Annotated in this window: 17 protein-coding genes; 8 read left to right on the top strand and 9 right to left on the bottom strand. The window is 59.1% G+C overall.

Annotated elements, in window-relative coordinates:
• Nucleotides 1–28: 28 nt before the first annotated feature.
• The 5 genes from AC0L2L_RS23275 to AC0L2L_RS23255 all read right to left on the bottom strand — a co-directional run bounded on the left by AC0L2L_RS23275 (nt 29) and on the right by AC0L2L_RS23255 (nt 3397).
• Nucleotides 29–322: a hypothetical protein gene (locus tag AC0L2L_RS23275; RefSeq protein WP_473581484.1), complete on the bottom strand. Its 294-nt coding sequence runs from the start codon at nt 320–322 to the stop codon at nt 29–31.
• Nucleotides 309–1754, bottom strand: coding sequence for a type II and III secretion system protein family protein (locus AC0L2L_RS23270; RefSeq protein WP_473581483.1), 1446 nt, complete (start codon nt 1752–1754; stop codon nt 309–311). Before AC0L2L_RS23270 ends, AC0L2L_RS23275 begins: the two co-directional genes overlap by 14 nt.
• 51 nt (nt 1755–1805) lie before the next feature.
• Nucleotides 1806–2846 (bottom strand): Flp pilus assembly protein CpaB, encoded by a 1041-nt coding sequence (cpaB, locus tag AC0L2L_RS23265; protein WP_473581481.1) that lies wholly within the window; start codon nt 2844–2846, stop codon nt 1806–1808.
• A 70-nt stretch (nt 2847–2916) separates the two neighbouring features.
• Complete coding sequence (locus AC0L2L_RS23260; protein WP_473581479.1) at nt 2917–3090, bottom strand: Flp family type IVb pilin; 174 nt, start codon at nt 3088–3090, stop codon at nt 2917–2919.
• 133 nt (nt 3091–3223) lie between these two features.
• Complete coding sequence (locus AC0L2L_RS23255; protein ID WP_473581478.1) at nt 3224–3397, bottom strand: Flp family type IVb pilin; 174 nt, start codon at nt 3395–3397, stop codon at nt 3224–3226.
• Nucleotides 3398–3896: 499 nt separating this feature from the next.
• Between AC0L2L_RS23255 and AC0L2L_RS23250 the strand changes: the two genes are divergently transcribed.
• The 8 genes from AC0L2L_RS23250 to AC0L2L_RS23215 all read left to right on the top strand — a co-directional run bounded on the left by AC0L2L_RS23250 (nt 3897) and on the right by AC0L2L_RS23215 (nt 10951).
• Nucleotides 3897–5282, top strand: a complete 1386-nt coding sequence (locus AC0L2L_RS23250) for a CpaF family protein (RefSeq protein ID WP_473581476.1) — start codon at nt 3897–3899, stop codon at nt 5280–5282.
• Complete coding sequence (locus AC0L2L_RS23245) at nt 5282–6253, top strand: type II secretion system F family protein (protein ID WP_473581474.1); 972 nt, start codon at nt 5282–5284, stop codon at nt 6251–6253. Before AC0L2L_RS23250 ends, AC0L2L_RS23245 begins: the two co-directional genes overlap by 1 nt.
• Before the next feature lie 15 nt (nt 6254–6268).
• Entirely contained in the window at nt 6269–7225 is a 957-nt protein-coding gene (locus AC0L2L_RS23240; protein WP_473581472.1) for a type II secretion system F family protein, read from the top strand.
• Nucleotides 7226–7278: 53 nt separating this feature from the next.
• Nucleotides 7279–7827: a tetratricopeptide repeat protein gene (locus AC0L2L_RS23235; protein WP_473581471.1), complete on the top strand. Its 549-nt coding sequence runs from the start codon at nt 7279–7281 to the stop codon at nt 7825–7827.
• 1 nt (nt 7828) lies between these two features.
• On the top strand, nt 7829–8347 hold the full coding sequence (locus tag AC0L2L_RS23230; RefSeq protein ID WP_473581469.1) for a prepilin peptidase: 519 nt from the start codon (nt 7829–7831) through the stop codon (nt 8345–8347).
• 159 nt (nt 8348–8506) lie between these two features.
• A complete protein-coding gene (locus AC0L2L_RS23225) occupies nt 8507–9307 on the top strand; it encodes a sterol desaturase family protein (RefSeq protein WP_473581468.1) in 801 nt (266 codons plus the stop codon).
• Entirely contained in the window at nt 9279–10499 is a 1221-nt protein-coding gene (locus tag AC0L2L_RS23220) for a methyltransferase family protein (protein WP_473581466.1), read from the top strand. The genes AC0L2L_RS23225 and AC0L2L_RS23220 overlap by 29 nt, the downstream gene beginning before the upstream one ends.
• The gene (locus AC0L2L_RS23215; protein ID WP_473581464.1) at nt 10499–10951 is read left to right on the top strand and encodes a phosphatase PAP2 family protein; all 453 of its coding nucleotides are present in this window, start codon (nt 10499–10501) and stop codon (nt 10949–10951) included. Before AC0L2L_RS23220 ends, AC0L2L_RS23215 begins: the two co-directional genes overlap by 1 nt.
• 47 nt (nt 10952–10998) lie before the next feature.
• Here the strand turns inward: AC0L2L_RS23215 and AC0L2L_RS23210 are convergent, their stop codons facing one another.
• The 4 genes from AC0L2L_RS23210 to AC0L2L_RS23195 form a co-directional block, all read right to left on the bottom strand.
• Nucleotides 10999–12234 carry an ABC transporter substrate-binding protein gene (locus AC0L2L_RS23210; RefSeq protein ID WP_473581462.1) on the bottom strand — a complete coding sequence of 412 codons (1236 nt, stop codon included), beginning with the start codon at nt 12232–12234 and terminating at the stop codon, nt 10999–11001.
• 263 nt (nt 12235–12497) lie between these two features.
• Nucleotides 12498–13091: a lytic transglycosylase domain-containing protein gene (locus AC0L2L_RS23205; RefSeq protein WP_473581461.1), complete on the bottom strand. Its 594-nt coding sequence runs from the start codon at nt 13089–13091 to the stop codon at nt 12498–12500.
• Between the two features lie 199 nt (nt 13092–13290).
• Entirely contained in the window at nt 13291–13659 is a 369-nt protein-coding gene (locus AC0L2L_RS23200; protein WP_027170035.1) for a hypothetical protein, read from the bottom strand.
• Nucleotides 13660–13772: 113 nt separating this feature from the next.
• Nucleotides 13773–15347 (bottom strand): type I secretion C-terminal target domain-containing protein (locus AC0L2L_RS23195; protein ID WP_473581459.1); only part of this gene is annotated, 1575 nt, incomplete at its 5' end.

The following is a 15347-nucleotide window of genomic DNA, read 5'->3' as shown; positions in this document are numbered from 1 at the left end:
CCGACACAGCCGCATCCTTTCGTTCAGCTCACTGCGTGCTCGCACCCGCCGGGCCGACATTGACCGTCATGTTCGTCGACGGCGCCGGCGCGGGCGGAAGCTTGTATTTCTGGACAACGGCGACGGAACGTGCCCCGTCGCCTTCGATCCTCGTATTGTTCGAAGCCGGATTGTACGGGTCGACTGTCTGCAGCAGCTCGTTGGCTTTCTGCGAGTCGCCGGAATTCAGCGTCGTCGTGTCGTAGTTGTTCAGATAGTCGGCCGCGCAGCCCGCAAGCAGGCTGGAGCCGAGAAGGACGAGCACGAGCTTATTTCTTGACATAGACCAGCTTGTCCTTCGATTTCACATCCAGCATGTGGCCATAGGGGCCGGTGACGCCGTCGCCATGCTCATATTTCCGGATCATGTCCTTGTTGACTTCGAGCTGGCCGAGCAGGAACAGCTCCGGATCGTTGGCGGGCTTGGTCTTGTCGAGCGGGGTCGCCAACTGCTCGCCGGGCTTCACCGGCCGTACGAGATGCGGCGTGACGATGACGACCAGCTCGGTTTCTTCCTTCTGTGTGCTCGAGTTCTTGAACAGCGCGCCGATGATCGGCACCTGGCCCAGCCAGGGAACCTGCTCCTGCAGCCTGGTGTTCTTGCTGGAGAGCAGACCGCCCACAGCGAAGCTCTGGCCGTCACGCAGATTGACCACGGTCGCCAGCTTGCGGTTGGTGAAGATCGGATCGCCCGCGGGAGTAAATCCGGTCAGGTCGCTCACTTCTGGCGCCAGCTTCATGTGGATCTTGCCGTCGTCCAACACGACAGGCGTGAAGTTCAGATTGACACCGAACTGCTTGAACTGGATCTCGATCTCGCCTTGGCTGTTGACGCTGCGGATAGGCACCTCGCCACCGGCGTTGAAGCTGGCGGTTTCGCCGGAAACTGTTGTGAGATTGGGCTCCGCTAACAGGCGCACGACGCCTTTGGACTCCAGCGCCTCGATGATCAGGTCGACCTTGATGTTGTTGTCGATGACGCGGGTAATCAGCGCTCCAAACGGACTTCCAGTGGACAGCAGACCGCTCAGAAGGTCGCCGGGTCCGAGTACAACACCGTCCTCGTCGACAGCGGCAACGCCAGTTCCGGTCCGCGTCGTCCCGCGTCCATTGGTGCTCCTGATCGACACGCCAAGATCACGGCCGGCATTGCGCTTGGCCTCGAGGATGCGTACCGACAGATTGACCTGCTCGCTGTCGTCGATTGTGACGGCGTTGATGATGGAGTCAGGCCCGTATTGCTGCGTGACTTCCACGATGGATGCCAGCGTCGCGGCGTCCTTGACGTGGCCGCTCAGTCGGACCTTGCCGTTGATCGAGCCGATCTCGATGCGCGCCTTTGGCGCCACCTGGCGGATCGCGACCGCCATGTCGCTGACATCCTGGCCGACCTCGATCTGGATGGCTCCCAGCGAGCGCTTGTCCTCGGAAAACAGGTTGACGGTGGTGGTGCCGAGGCTCTTGCCGATAATATAGAGAGTCTTGTCGGTCATCGGCTGCGCGTCGGCGATCTTCTCGTCGCCGACGACGATATCGCCGAGTGTGGAACTGACCTGGATCGTGACGGATTGAGAAACGGGCACGAACACGCGGTGCAGCGACGGGCTCGACACGTCGATGAAGCGGTCAGCCGCTCTGGCCGCATGCTCCAATATCGCCGATACACCAACAACGGATAGCGCGGCCGCCGCCATCCTTACACAAAACCCCTTCATTCCCCGTCTCCCCTAATGCTGCCGGTGGCAGCCCCGCCGCGCCGACCCTCGTCAGTCTTGTCGCGGCACGTCGTATGTTTCGAGCTTCACGCCGCGAAAGACACCTATTGTAGCGCGAGCTGGTGGCTCCGGCTGCACATATTTTACCACTTCCTTTACAACTTCCTGCACTTGTGGTGCGGGCGCCACAGCGGGGACGGGCTTCACCTTGCTCAATTGATCTATCCGGTCACCTACCCGGTCGACTGCTTGGGTCAGCCCATTAAGCTTGTCTTCGGCTCGCTTGCGCTCTTCCGCAGCCGCCGCATCGGCGGCAGCCTGCCTGGCCAATTCCGCTTGCCGCTTGGCAACATCCTCGGGCGTCTCCCCGGTAAGATCGGATAGTGTGATGCGCTCCGTCGTCTCGCCCTTGCTGGCCGCCGCCTGGCGCAGTGCCAGCGACAATTGCCCGGCGCCCGCGGCGAGTGTCAGCTTTTGGGCATCCTTGGTGTTGACCTCGACCGTGACGGCCTTCACCACCGTGGGGCTGTCCTTGCTTTCATCGGCGACCTGATCGACGGCGAGCACCTTCACGCTCTGCAGCAGCACATCGACGAAACTCTTATCTGTGCCGTCGGCGTTGCGTACCGTACGAGTCAACAGCACGTCGACACGATCGCCCGGGAACACGAACCCTGCGACACCGAGTACATCATTCACTCGAATGGACACAGCCTTCATGCCTTCCGCGATCACCGCAGAGAGGGTAGCGCGTTGGCCTGGCCCTGTGATCTTGGTCGCAAGAATCGGCTCGTTAACGCCGATCGCCTGCAGCGCCTGCTTTGCGCCTTCGCCCTCAAGCAGTTCCTTAGCCGTGTTGAAGGCACCAGTCGGAACTGCGCCGGATGGCCAGGCGACTTCGCGCAATTTGTCCGCTGACAGCGTGTCGCCGAACTTCAGCGGAACTGCTGCCACAACGACCGTATCGCTCGGGACGTCTTCGGTCCGCGCCAAGGCACTGCGCTGGCTAGCCAGCCAAATATTGGCGAGTACCACGGCGAGCACGCCAAACACGCCGGCCAGGACAATCATGATTATGGTATTTGCACGCATAGCTTCCCCCGCCAAATTGGCGCCCCGTCTGGTCGACGCCGGGGAAGACCCCGGCGTCAGCCATAAGTTGTCACGGCAAGGCTGCCGAAAGCGTGGTCCACTGACCAACAACCCAGTTGCCGACAATAATAATAGTCGCGATCACCGCCACGGTGATCATGCCGAGCAAGATCGTGTATTCGACCATAGCAGCGCCGTTTTCATCGTCGCGGAACTGCCGGGTCATCGTCATGAGCTTTTTCATGCCAATTTCTCCCTTTAACCCGACGAGACGAGCCGAGGATGAAATCCATACCCGAGCATCCCCCGTCATCATCCGTGCTTTGCCAGTCTAACCGACACCGGGATCCCTCCCGGCGTCGGTTGCCATCAAGATGTCACGGCAGCGCCGCCGCAAGCGTAGTCCACCGGCCCACGACCCAATTGCCGACGATGATAATCGTGGCGATCACCGCCACGGTGATCATGCCGAGCAAGATCGTGTATTCGACCATAGCAGCGCCGTTTTCGTCGTCGCGGAACTGCCGGGTCATCGTCATGAGCTTGTTCATGCCAATTTTCTCCCTTGAGAGGTTTGAACCCGACGAGACAGAAGCAAGGAATGAACCCCATACCCAAGCATCCCCCGTCAAGTTCAATCCTAGGTCCCGCGAAAAAGCAGTGTCAAACGGATTAACGGATGCTTAACCTTTCAATACTCGATTTGCGGCCGCTTCAATTTGCACAAGCGTTTGATTCGCTTCATTTTTCAAGCCATCTTAACCATTCATTCACAATTATGCCTAGGTCATGCCTCGTTAGGGCCATATTAGAAATATCACATAATTCATTATATCTAATGATTTAGCCGGACTAATGGCGGACTATGCGGCAAAGGTCTTAGGACTTTAGTCTGCAACCGGGGAGAAGGGGGAAAATATTCATACGGATTTATGCTCATTTTTTAACTATGTCACAAGTAATATACCCAGTTAGGCACGCATGCCGCTTGTGCCTCTCGTGGTTAACGCTTAGTTTCCAGTCTGGGGAAATAAAAAGGGGGCGGGCGGCATGTTGGGTCGCTTCATCAAAGGGCAAGGTGAACAGCGGACGCCGCAGCCGGCAACGTCGGTAGCTACGTTGAGCGGGCCGGCCAGCATTGCTGCTGCCGAAGCCGAACCGCATAATGATGATTTCCTGACATTAAAGGTCGATCTGCATCGTCATCTTATAGATCGGTTCAATCTCGCTGTTCTCGAAACCGCATCCAAGGACGAGATCCTGAACGAGATCCGGCCGATCGTGCGCGAGTTCGTGCGCGGCCGAAATGTGCCGCTGAATGCACGCGAGCTCGATCAACTCACCAGCGACACAGCAGACGAGATGCTTGGATTGGGGCCCATCGAACCGTTGCTCAAGGACGACTCCATCGCTGACATATTGATCAATACGCACAAGCACGTGTTTATCGAACGCCGCGGCGTGCTTGAGGAAACCTCGATTCGCTTCCGCGACGAGGCCCATCTGCTGCGCGTTATTAACAAGATCGTCTCGGCTATCGGCAGGCGTGTCGACGAATCGGCGCCGATGGTCGACGCTCGCTTGGCAGATGGATCGCGCGTTAATATCGCGGTTCGGCCGATTTCTGTCGATGGCCCGCTGGTGTCGATCCGCAAATTCTCCAAAAGTCCTTATTCGCTGGAGCGACTGATGGCGTTCAATTCGATCCGTCAGCCGATGATCGAATTGCTGCGCATCGCCGTGCAGACGCGCAAGTCGATCCTGGTTTCGGGAGGCACCGGCAGCGGCAAGACGACCTTGCTCAACGCTTTGTCGAGCTACATCCCGGCAAAGGAGCGTCTGGTAACTATCGAGGACGCGGCGGAATTGCAACTGCAGCAGCCTCATGTAGGCCGGCTGGAGACGCGGCCGCCCAACATCGAGGGCAGGGGGGAGGTTCGTCAGCGCGAATTGCTGAAGAACGCGCTTCGCATGCGCCCGGATCGCATCATCGTCGGCGAAGTTCGCGGCGAGGAAGCTTTCGACATGCTGCAGGCGATGAACACCGGCCATGAAGGCTCGATGACCACCATCCATGCCAACACGCCGCGCGATGCAATATCGCGCCTCGAACAGATGGTCGGCATGGCCGGTATGCCGATGACCAACGACTCCATTAGGGCGCAGATCGCGTCGGCCATCGACATCATCGTGCAGACACAGCGCCTTTCCGACGGCGGCCGACGGGTCGTTTCCATTTCGGAATTGACCGGCATGGAGGGTAATGTCGTCCAGCTGCAGGAACTTTACCATTTCGTCCGCCGCGATGTGACGGCAGATGGCCAGATCGTCGGAGACTTCCGGGCCACCGGTATCAGGCCTCGCTTTGCTCAGGAGGCCGCAACGCTCGGCCTTCAATTCGCCAAGGATGCTTTCAATCCGCAGGTTCCTCTGTGATGCCGACCGGCCAGACATTACTCTACTTGATCTACGTTCTCGCAGCGGCGTCGGTTATCCTCGCGGCCGAGACCATGTACGTTACGTATGCCAAGCGCCGCTCACGAGTTAAGACGATTAATCGTCGTTTGACCCGTTTGGTTGACGACGCTCCGGCCGAACAGACATTGCAAGGATTGCTGCGCGAGCGCGGGCTTTCTGGCTCGGGCGACTACCTTTTCAGTTACATCGCACTGAACAGGTTGTACACTCAATCCGGCATCGTCGGGAATCCGATATCGTTTCTCGCAATATTCATTATCGCTGGAGCGGTTCTCGCCCTGGTGTTCGCGTTTCTCTTACGCTTCTCTGCTATCTCCTCGCTCGTCATTTTTTTGGTCGTATCGTTCGTCCTGCCGCTTCTGGTTCTCCAACGTGCACGGGTCAAGAGAATTCAGAGATTCGCCAAGCAACTTCCGGATGCCCTGGATATGATCGTGCGCTCTCTGCGCGCGGGACATCCAACCACAGTTGCGATAGCCTTGGTTGCCCGTGAAATGCCGGACCCTCTCGGCACTGAATTCGGGATCGTCTCCGACGAGATAACTTTCGGCCTCAGTCTTGAAAACGCAGTACGAAAACTCTCGCAACGCGTCGGCTTCGAGGGACTTCACCTGCTGTCGGTGTCGCTCTCGATCCAAGCCAAGACTGGCGGCAACCTTACTGAAATTTTGTCGAACCTTTCAACAGTGCTGCGCGATAGGCAGAAACTCAGGTTGAAGATTAGAGCGCTCTCGGCAGAGGGACGAGTGTCCGCATGGATCATTTCTTTGTTTCCGCTCATCATGCTCGCCATCCTCATGATCTTGGCGCCGAGCTTTTACGGTGACGTATGGAGCAGTCCCTTGATTACGCCGGTGTTTACGGTCTTTGGCGTATGGGCGCTTCTAGGCGACTTCATCATGTATCGCATGGTCAATTTCGACATTTGACGGGAGTGGCGAGCCATGAACCTATTCTCCAACACTCCGGATATTAGCCTCCTGGTTTCTATTGCCGTTTTCCTGGCAGCCGTGACGCTTTTCCTATTGGGCGCGCTTGTCTTCACACCTGCTCTGCAGACGCGAAAACTGGTTGCGCAGAGCCTAATGGCGGAGGGGATTCATAGCCGCCGCTCGCTTGTGGGCCAGGAACAATTGGCCAGGATCGCCGCCCAGCGGCCCGTCGACGCGTACTTCCGGTCGATCGAAAAGGAACGTGACGAGCCGAATGCTCTCGACGCAAAGCTCTTCCGAGCTGGCTTCTATCAGGCGAGCGCGCCACTCATCTATACTCTCTCTCGACTTGGTGCAGTCTGCATCGGCTTTGCCGCAGCCTATGCGCTTCTGTCCCGCATTTTGCCGCCTCAGTTGCCCAGTCTCGTGGCTTTTGGGGGGGCAGCCGTATTCGGGCTGGCATGCATCGTTATCCCAAGTGTGGCGCTCGACCGCTTCGAGAATAGCCAAAAGCATGTCTATCGTCGCGGCTTCCCCGATTTCATGGACATGATCATCACTTGCGCCGACGCGGGCATGAGTCTCGAGGCGGCGGTCGAGCGCGTCAGCAACGAACTTGCCGGTACCCACAAATGGCTCGGCATCCAGCTTTCGATCATGACCTTGCAATTGCGCGCAGGCAAACCGCTGCGCGAGGCCCTGCGCGAGCTCGCAGACCGCATCGGGCTTGAAGAGGCACGGGCTTTGGCGGTTCTGTTCCGGCAATCTGAGGAACTCGGCACCAGCCTGACAGACGCCTTGCGGGTTTACAGCGACGAAATGCGCAACCAAAGAATTATGCGTGCCGAGGAGCAAGCCAATTCTTTGCCGGTTAAGATGATGATCCCTTTGGGGCTCTGCATTTTTCCCGTTGTGATGATGGTCGTCATGTTACCAGTGGTCATTCGCATGAAGGGCATTTTCTTCTGATCCGTCATATGATTATCTTCTAAGGTAGAGTCGGGGGACTCGTGGGACACAAAATGACACGGCCAAAGCGCCTCGCAGTCGCGACCAGCCTGCTGCTTATCTTCCTAGCTGGTTGCCAGACGAACGACACCAGCGGTGTCGTGCGCACCAATGAGCCGGCCAAAGGCGACTACACCGCCTTTGGTGATACCTTCGACGGCCTGAAGACGGTCAGCGACGTCGACTACTATGCCTCGGACCAGGCGGTTGCCGAGGCGAAGACGCAGTTCCGGTCCGAGAATTACGGCAACGCCGGCGCTCTATTTTACAAGGCCACCAAGCTCGCGCCGAACGACGGCGTCGCCTGGCTTGGTCTCGCCGCCTCTTGCGACCGCATCCGCCGCTTCGATCTTGCCGACATGGCCTATGGCAGGGCCTACCGACTGCTCGGCGCGACACCGGAATATTACAACAATGTCGGCTATTCCTATTTGCTGCGCGGCAAGCTTCAGGATGCGCGCAGCAACTTCCTCAAGGCCTATGAATTGGCGCCTAACGATCCGACCGTGGCCAACAATCTGAAACTGCTGTCTTCCAGCGTGCGGAACATAGAGCGACAGTAGGATGCTGTTAGCCGCGTCGCTGCTGCTGAAAGCGCTAGCTATCCCTCTGCTTGCCAGAATCGCCTGGGTCGATTTCACGACGCAAAAAATTTCCAACCGCGATGTGTTGCTGCTGCTTTGCCTGGGTGCGGGTTCGCTACAACTCGTGTCTGTCGAAGCCGGATCGTGGTGGGACATGGGCCTGAGCGCATTTGCTGGCCTTGTGCTGTTCGCCGCACTGTTCCCGTTCTGGGTGCTACGCAAGCTTGGAGCCGGCGACGTCAAGCTGATGGCGGTCATGCCTTTCCTGATCGGCGGCAGTGATCTCGTTGTGTTTTCGGCGCTGCTGCTCGTATTGGCGCTGGCGACCGCTTTGATCGTGAAAAATCCTTTTATGCTGCCCGAGGGTGCCTTTCGGGTTTATGTTCAGCATCTGGACCGCAAGGGCATTGTGCCGTTTGGCGTGCCGATTTCGATCGCGTCAATTTGCACGCTGGGATTCTTGATCATCTACAACAGCTCAATGGTTCTTGGCATTTAGATCAAGTAGGTGATTGGCTCACGCTCTTCTGGAGGTGTCGATGCTTTCACCTATGACATCGCGCGGCTTCGGACGATGCCGGATTAACCCTTTGGAAACCATTAGCTTGCGCTTAAACCGGCGAAGTGGTTGGATTGCGTGTTGTTGGCGGGGCGCCGAATGACTACTCTGTTCAATTTCAAAGCGCTTTTGATTGCGGTTCTGATCTTCGTTCCGATTGAACACCTGTTCGCCCTGCGACCGAACCAACGGATACTGAGGAAGGCGTTCTTCAACGACCTGATTTACGCTCTCTTCAACAGTGTCCCGACAACCGTTGGTCTTATCGCCATTGTTGCGCTCGCAACGAGCACGGTAGGCGTGCTGGTGCCGGTCTACGTGGGCCAGGCCATGTCATCCCAGCCGTTTTGGCTGCAATTGGCGGAGATCATAGTAATCGCGGACTTCGGCTTCTACGGTGCGCATCGCGCCTTTCACGCCATCCCGTTCTTGTGGCGCTTTCATGCAATCCATCACAGCATTGAAGAACTCGATTGGCTGGCGGCGCACAGGATCCATCCCGTAGACTTGGCTCTCACCAAAGGCGCGTCTTTCGTGCCGCTGTATTTGCTGGGTTTCAGCAGCCCCGCGATCTCGCTCTTCGCGGTCATTTTTCACGCCCACGGCTTGTTGCTGCACGCCAATGTAAAGCTGAATATCGGCCCGTTTCGATGGCTTGTCGCATCACCCCAGTTCCATCATTGGCATCACGCCCACGAGCGCGCGGCATACGACAAGAATTTCGCGGGTCAGCTTGCATTTATCGACCTGCTCTTTGGGAGTATGCACCTGCCCGGCGACAGAGTCCCAGAGCGCTACGGCGTGGATGATCCCATCCCGCCGACTTATGTCGAGCAACTCGCCTACCCGCTCATCCCAAAGGGCAAAACCAATGAAGTTCCCGCCACTCGAGACGCGTGATCTGATCGGGCGTGCCGTGATGACACTTTACTTCACGGTCTGCGCGACTTTGAAGGCAGCGACCATAGTCATGGCGCTGCGCGATCCAGAGTGGACAGGGGCGCGATTTATCGACGTTATGGCCGATATTGCCGCTCTCGGTTTCCTCGTGCTGATTGTTGCGACAACAGTGGGGCGTCTTCCCCCGGTGAAGTCGGCACAGGGGATCGAGCCTCGAATCTCAGCATTGATCGGTTGCTTTGCCACTGCAACGTTGATTGCCGTGCCACGCGTGGAGACTATTCCGCAGATTCAGGTCGCCGCGAACCTCGTCACTATGTTTGGTTTCGCGCTTTGCATTTGGTGCCTATGGTGGCTAGGCAGATCATTCAGCATCACTGCACAGGCAAGGCTGCTCGTCACGGCAGGTCCGTACAAGTTCGTGCGGCATCCGCTCTATGCCTGTGAGGCGATTGTCCTGCTCGGCATTGTCCTGCGCAACCTGACATGGGCGAGCGTTGCGGTTGGCACGATCGTCCTCGCATTTCAATATCGACGGATGGTCAACGAGGAGAAGGTCCTGCGAGAGGCGTTCCCCGAATACAATGTCTATTGTCGAACAACACCAATGCTAATCCCGTTCTTGAGGCGCCTGATTGGCAATATTGCATCCGCCAACATTGAGGCGGGAGCGCGGAATAACGTTGCAATGATCGTTCTGGTCATTGTTTTTTTCGGGCTAATCGACCTTGTGTGGTTGCCGTTCTCAACTGTCGAGTTCTCACCACGGAACTGGTTCGAAATGGGGCGAGTCGCGCTAGGCCTGATCGCTGCGTGGGGCGTTGCGAGTTTCGTTCTGAAGCGACTTGGGTCGGACACGGGCGTGATGGCGTCGGTAATACGACATCTTTCGAAGTCGTTGCTTATGTTGTTGCCGGCGGCTGCAGCATTCATACCGTTGACCATAGCGACGTCTGTATTCATGTATCTGGCGAGCGCGACAACCAAGCCGTTTCTGGACGGGCAACTGGCGGCGATCGACGCCATGCTCGGCTTCGACTGGATAAGCTTTCTTGCAGCAAGCAATCAAAATCCTGTCGTAAGTTCTACTTTGTTCTGGACCTATCATGCACTGGGGCCGCAGGTCCCGATCGTCCTGTTCGTCCATTTGACCGGCAACGACAGGATCGTGTTTTCGAATTCATCGCTCTGATGGCGGTGTCGTCGCTCTTTACCGGGCCGCTTATGGCCATCTTTCCAGCCGCGGGAGCATATGCATTCTACAAACCGGCTCCCGAGCTCTTCAGCAATCTCACCGCTCAAGCCGGCATGTGGCACTACTCCACCCTGTCACTGCTCCGTTCCGGCGTTCCATATGAGTTGATCGTGTCGAAAGCTGACGGGCTAGTCACATTCCCATCGTTTCACACCGCGCTGGGTATTTTGGTTGTCTACGCCGTGCGCGATGTGCGCCCACTTTTTGTGGTGGCCGTCATCGTCAACGCCATCATGATTGTGTCCACTCTGCCGGAAGGCGGGCACCATTTGATAGACGTAATTGCTGGCGCAGCGATTGGCTTGTTGTCGGTCGCGATTGTCAGATTGATGAGCCATGTGCGCGAAATGGCAGAAGCTCCAGACGCTAAATTAACGGCGATCACTTAGCCATAACTTCGCCCGTCAACGATCAATTGCTCGGGCGGTCTGAATCCTCAAAACCCAGCCGTCGACTTCTCCACCAGTTTCAACTTACCCTTTTCCACCTTGAAGAACGGCATCGACCTCTGGCTCGAGCCGTCGGCGCGGAAGCGGAACAGGCCGGTCGAGCCGCGGAAGCCGCTGGCGTTTTCCAGCACCTGCTTGTTGAAGCCGTCGGGGCCGACCGAGCTCGCGATGCCCGCGCTCAGCGCCACCATGTCGTAGGCATAGGCGACGTTCACGTCCGGCTGGTAGTTGTAGGTGGCCTTGAAGCGGTCGGCGATCGGCCCGGTCTCGCCTTGGTCGAGCGTCGCGATATAGGCGCCTTCGTAGAGCGGATCCATGGGCCGCTCGAGCCAGCGGTCGGTGCCGATCAGCGTCACCGCCTTGCCCGGGATGCCTTTCGCCTTCAGCGCCGCCAGCACCGCGGTCGGGCTGTTGTCGCCGCTGGCGACGACCACGGCGTCGGGCGCGTCGACCAGCGAGCCCATGTCGGACACCACCTTCGCGCCGCCGTCGCTCGCCGAATAGGGCAGCGTCACCGCAAGCGTCGCGCCATAGATGCTGAGCGCGTTGGCGACCCGCGATTCGATGGGGCTCGAGTCCGCGCCCGCCGGCACCAGCAGCACGAATTTCTTGGCGCCCTTGCTGGCGATTGCCGCCGCGCCCGCCGCCGCGCTGTCGGCTTCGCTGAGCCGCACGGAATAGACGCCGGGGCCGCCGGCGAAATTGTCGGCCAGCGCCAGCACCGGCGGCCGCTTCGAGCCGGAGAGCTTGGCAAGGTGCTGCGTGGCCGCGAGCTCGGACGGTCCGATGACGACCTTCGCCGCGCCCGACGTGATCGCCTTCACCGCGAGGTCCTTGGCTAAGGAGCTGTCGCCGCGCGTGTCCTGGATCGTCAGCGTCAACAGCTTGTCGCCGAGATCGGCCATTGCGAGGCGCGCGCCGTCATACATTTTCCGGCCGTTCTCGCCGGTGCTTCCGGGGGCCGAAAGCGGCAGCAGCATGGCCACCTTGGTCGCGCCCGTGCCGAGCGTCAGGTTGGCGTTGGCGGCGGCGGCCGAAGTCGGGCCGGCCGAGGTCGAGCTGGCCGGAGTAGGGCTGCCTGGGCCGCTCGCCTGCTGGGCTGCCGCGTTGCCCGCCTGGCCGGCGGGTGCTGCGATCGCCGATGGATCGAGCACGTCCGACGCGCCGCTCTTGGACTGGCAGCCCGACAGCGCCGCGACGAGCCCGAAGGCGATCGCCGCCAATGCATGTCGCCCAAAAGTGATCTCGGTTTTGGGAGAACGACATGCATAGAACAAGGACCTGAAGCGCGTCGCGCGCTTCAGGCGCGGACCACAGGCTTGCCGGTCAAGGTTCATGCTGCTTCCATCCCATTTGCCGGCGGGTAGTTTCCCCGGTCTGTCTTCAATTCATCTTAACGCCCGGCGCCGTCTCTATCCATCGAAGAGCCGCGCTCTCAGCGCCTGTATGACCCTTGCCTGCGCCGGGCTTCGATAGTCCGCGCATCTCATGTATCGCGGCCCGGGCACGAAGAGGCGGCGCACGCAAATGCGCTTGCCCTGGCTGGGGACCGCATCGTTCGAAAAGCCGATCGTCGCCACCGGCAGCGCCCGGTCACGTCGAGGCCTTCCCTCGCCAGGATCGCGCGTGCGCGCTGGCAGTAATCGACCGAGCGTACCGAGAAGCGGGTTTCGCCGTGCCCGGCGCGGTATTTCATCACGGTCGTGCAAAGATCGCCCGCGGCGAGCCTGTTTGCCTGCGCCAGGTATTTGACGCCGAGCGCGATGTTGGTTGCCGGCTCGCCGAGCTCGTCGAGCGAACCGCGAAAGCCAAGCATGCGCGCCGTTGCCGGCATGACCTGCATCAGGCCGACTTCGCCGTCGGCGCCGCGCATGCCGGGATCGAAGCCGCTTTCGATCTCCATCACCGCATGCGCCAGCACCGGCTCAAGGCCGTAGAGCGACGCCTGGCAGGTTGCGAATGCCTTGAATGTCTCGCGGGTCCGTTCCGGCGCCGCATCGCAGCGCACGGGCAGCACCTGTTGCGATTGCGGCCGCTCCAGCCAATTGGCACGGACAGGCGTCTCGCCCAGGCCAAGCAAGGCGACCGCCAGAGCAATTCCAGGAAAAGCGTGAAACGCTCGGCGACTTCGCCGCAGCCTTCCGTCGAGAATTGCGTGAAAACCAAGGGATAGAGCATTCCGCCGTTTACGTGAAACGGTGAAACGCTCTGGCGCGATCGCCTTCGGCGGCGTTCCGTCGGCCACCATCGCGGCCAGCCGGTGCCGCTCGCCCGTCAGCTCAGTTCATGTACTCGACCATGCGGTCGTGGAAGCACTCGCATTTGTTGAGCGTGTCCTCGTCCTTGTAGTTCGTCTTGAGGTAGCCATAGGCCATGCCGCAGGCGACCTTGGCTTCCGAGGCCCAGACGAAGGCGGGGCGCGACGAGTTGATCCATTCCGGGCTGTTGGCGACGGCGACGGATTCGTCCATCAGCTTCACCACATGGTCCTTGAGCTCGACCATGTTGTCGGTCAGCACCAGGTCCGACGTGCCGACGGTGCGGCAATAATTCACCGCCGGCTCGCCGATGATATCGGCGGCAAAGCCCGTCGACCCAGCCAGCAGCAGCGCCGCGGCCGAAGCCAGAAGTCTTGCGGAATGCATCATGTAAGCCCCTCTTCGAATTGCGAATTCATGCTTCGCTAAAGTGTAGCATGGAAGCGTGGTGGCGCGCTACGCCACCGAGCCACCAAGTTTGCGCCATCGGAACGATCATACCGTCAGGTCACAGTTTCCGTATGGGTCGGGTGGGCGTGATCGTAGAGAATGGTAATCGCGGAATTGACGCCAACGTTCGTCAATGTTGCTACTTCCACCATACTGCCGCCGGCAGCGGTGCCGTTGTCGTCGACCATCACGTGGGCTGTCCCGTTCGAGGATGTGACATTGACCAGGTCGCCCGCCTGGGTGTCCGTAGTCGGCGCGTTAGCCCCGAGGGACTTGAGCAGATCGGACAGGTCGATAACGTCATGGCCAACTGTATAATCTGCGATGACATCGGCCACATGGACCGTGAGTTTGGACGGGTCGACCACGAACGTATCGTTGCCCGCGCCGCCGGTCATGTGGTTGAGTCCCGCGCCACCGTAGAGGATGTCGTTCCCATCAGCGCCGATAAGCGTGTCATTGCCTGAGCCGCCGGCAATGACGACCCCGTCATTTCCGTCGACCGGGGCAAACGCTGCGTTATGTGCGTCGAGCGTCAGCGAGGAAGTTGTGGCGATCGTCAGGGGATCGGCGAGCGTCGAGGTGTCGCCATCGTGGTCGGTCGCCGACAACCCGAAATTCATCGTGAGATCGTGGATCGTCGTCACCTCGCCATAGGTGATGCTGTTGACGGTGAAGGTTGACCCCCCGCTATTGTACGAGACTCCGATATTGTCAAAGTCATGATTGACATACAGCGTATATGTGTTGGTCGCGGAATTGAATGCGACCCCGTTGTTGGTCGTCAGCAAGGCATTATCTGAAGTCTCCACCACGCTTATAGAGGTTGTACCCGAGCCCTTTGCAACCGACCCGATGTTGAAGTCTTTAACACTGGTAGCACCGTTGTCGTCGAGCACGTGGAACGTGACGTTTGCGGTGCCACCACCTTGCCATTGTGTCAAAACGAAACTTACTTTCGCCTGTTCATGGGCAAAGCCAAGATGCAAGGTCTCGCCAGTATCCATGCTCAGGCCGGTATTACCTACCGCAATACCGTTGTGCGACGCTTTGACTTGCTGCGCAGCGCCGTTGAGATCGCCGGTGATGACGAGCTGGCCGTCTGGCGAGGTGAGCGAATTTTGTCCGCCGCCGGAGGACACGAAGGCGGAATCGCCGGTCACGGTCGTCGTTGTGATCACCGACGGAGAGTTCAAGGTATAGTCGTAGGTGCCGTTCGCATTGAGGTCGAGCGTGAAGAAAGCGCTGCCTGACGGATCGCCCGAGTTCGAATAGGCATGCATCAGCACACCGCCGTCGGCCTGCGGGGTCTCGGTGTAGTAGAAGGTGAAGACCACAGTGTGCGTGATTGCGTCTTGAACCTGAACAGTCGTGACGCCTGAGCTGGTGCTCTGGACGAAATCGACCGCGTTGCCACTGTACGTGCCACTCGCTTGAAGCGCGAGCGACAGATGATCGAGCCCGTCCGCGCCGAAAGCCGCGCTATAGAGCCCTGTGAAGCTGGTGCCGGCCTGGTTGGCTACGACTGCATCCATGACTGAGGTGAAGAGCGGACCGTCGTCATGGATGGTGATCTTCGACCCGAGGTCGATCGAGGCCTTGGCGGTGTCGCCGTCATTGTCGGTCAC

It is taken from the genome of Mesorhizobium sp. WSM4832, assembly GCF_055811115.1.
This window is presented reverse-complemented; position numbering and strand designations above follow the sequence as displayed.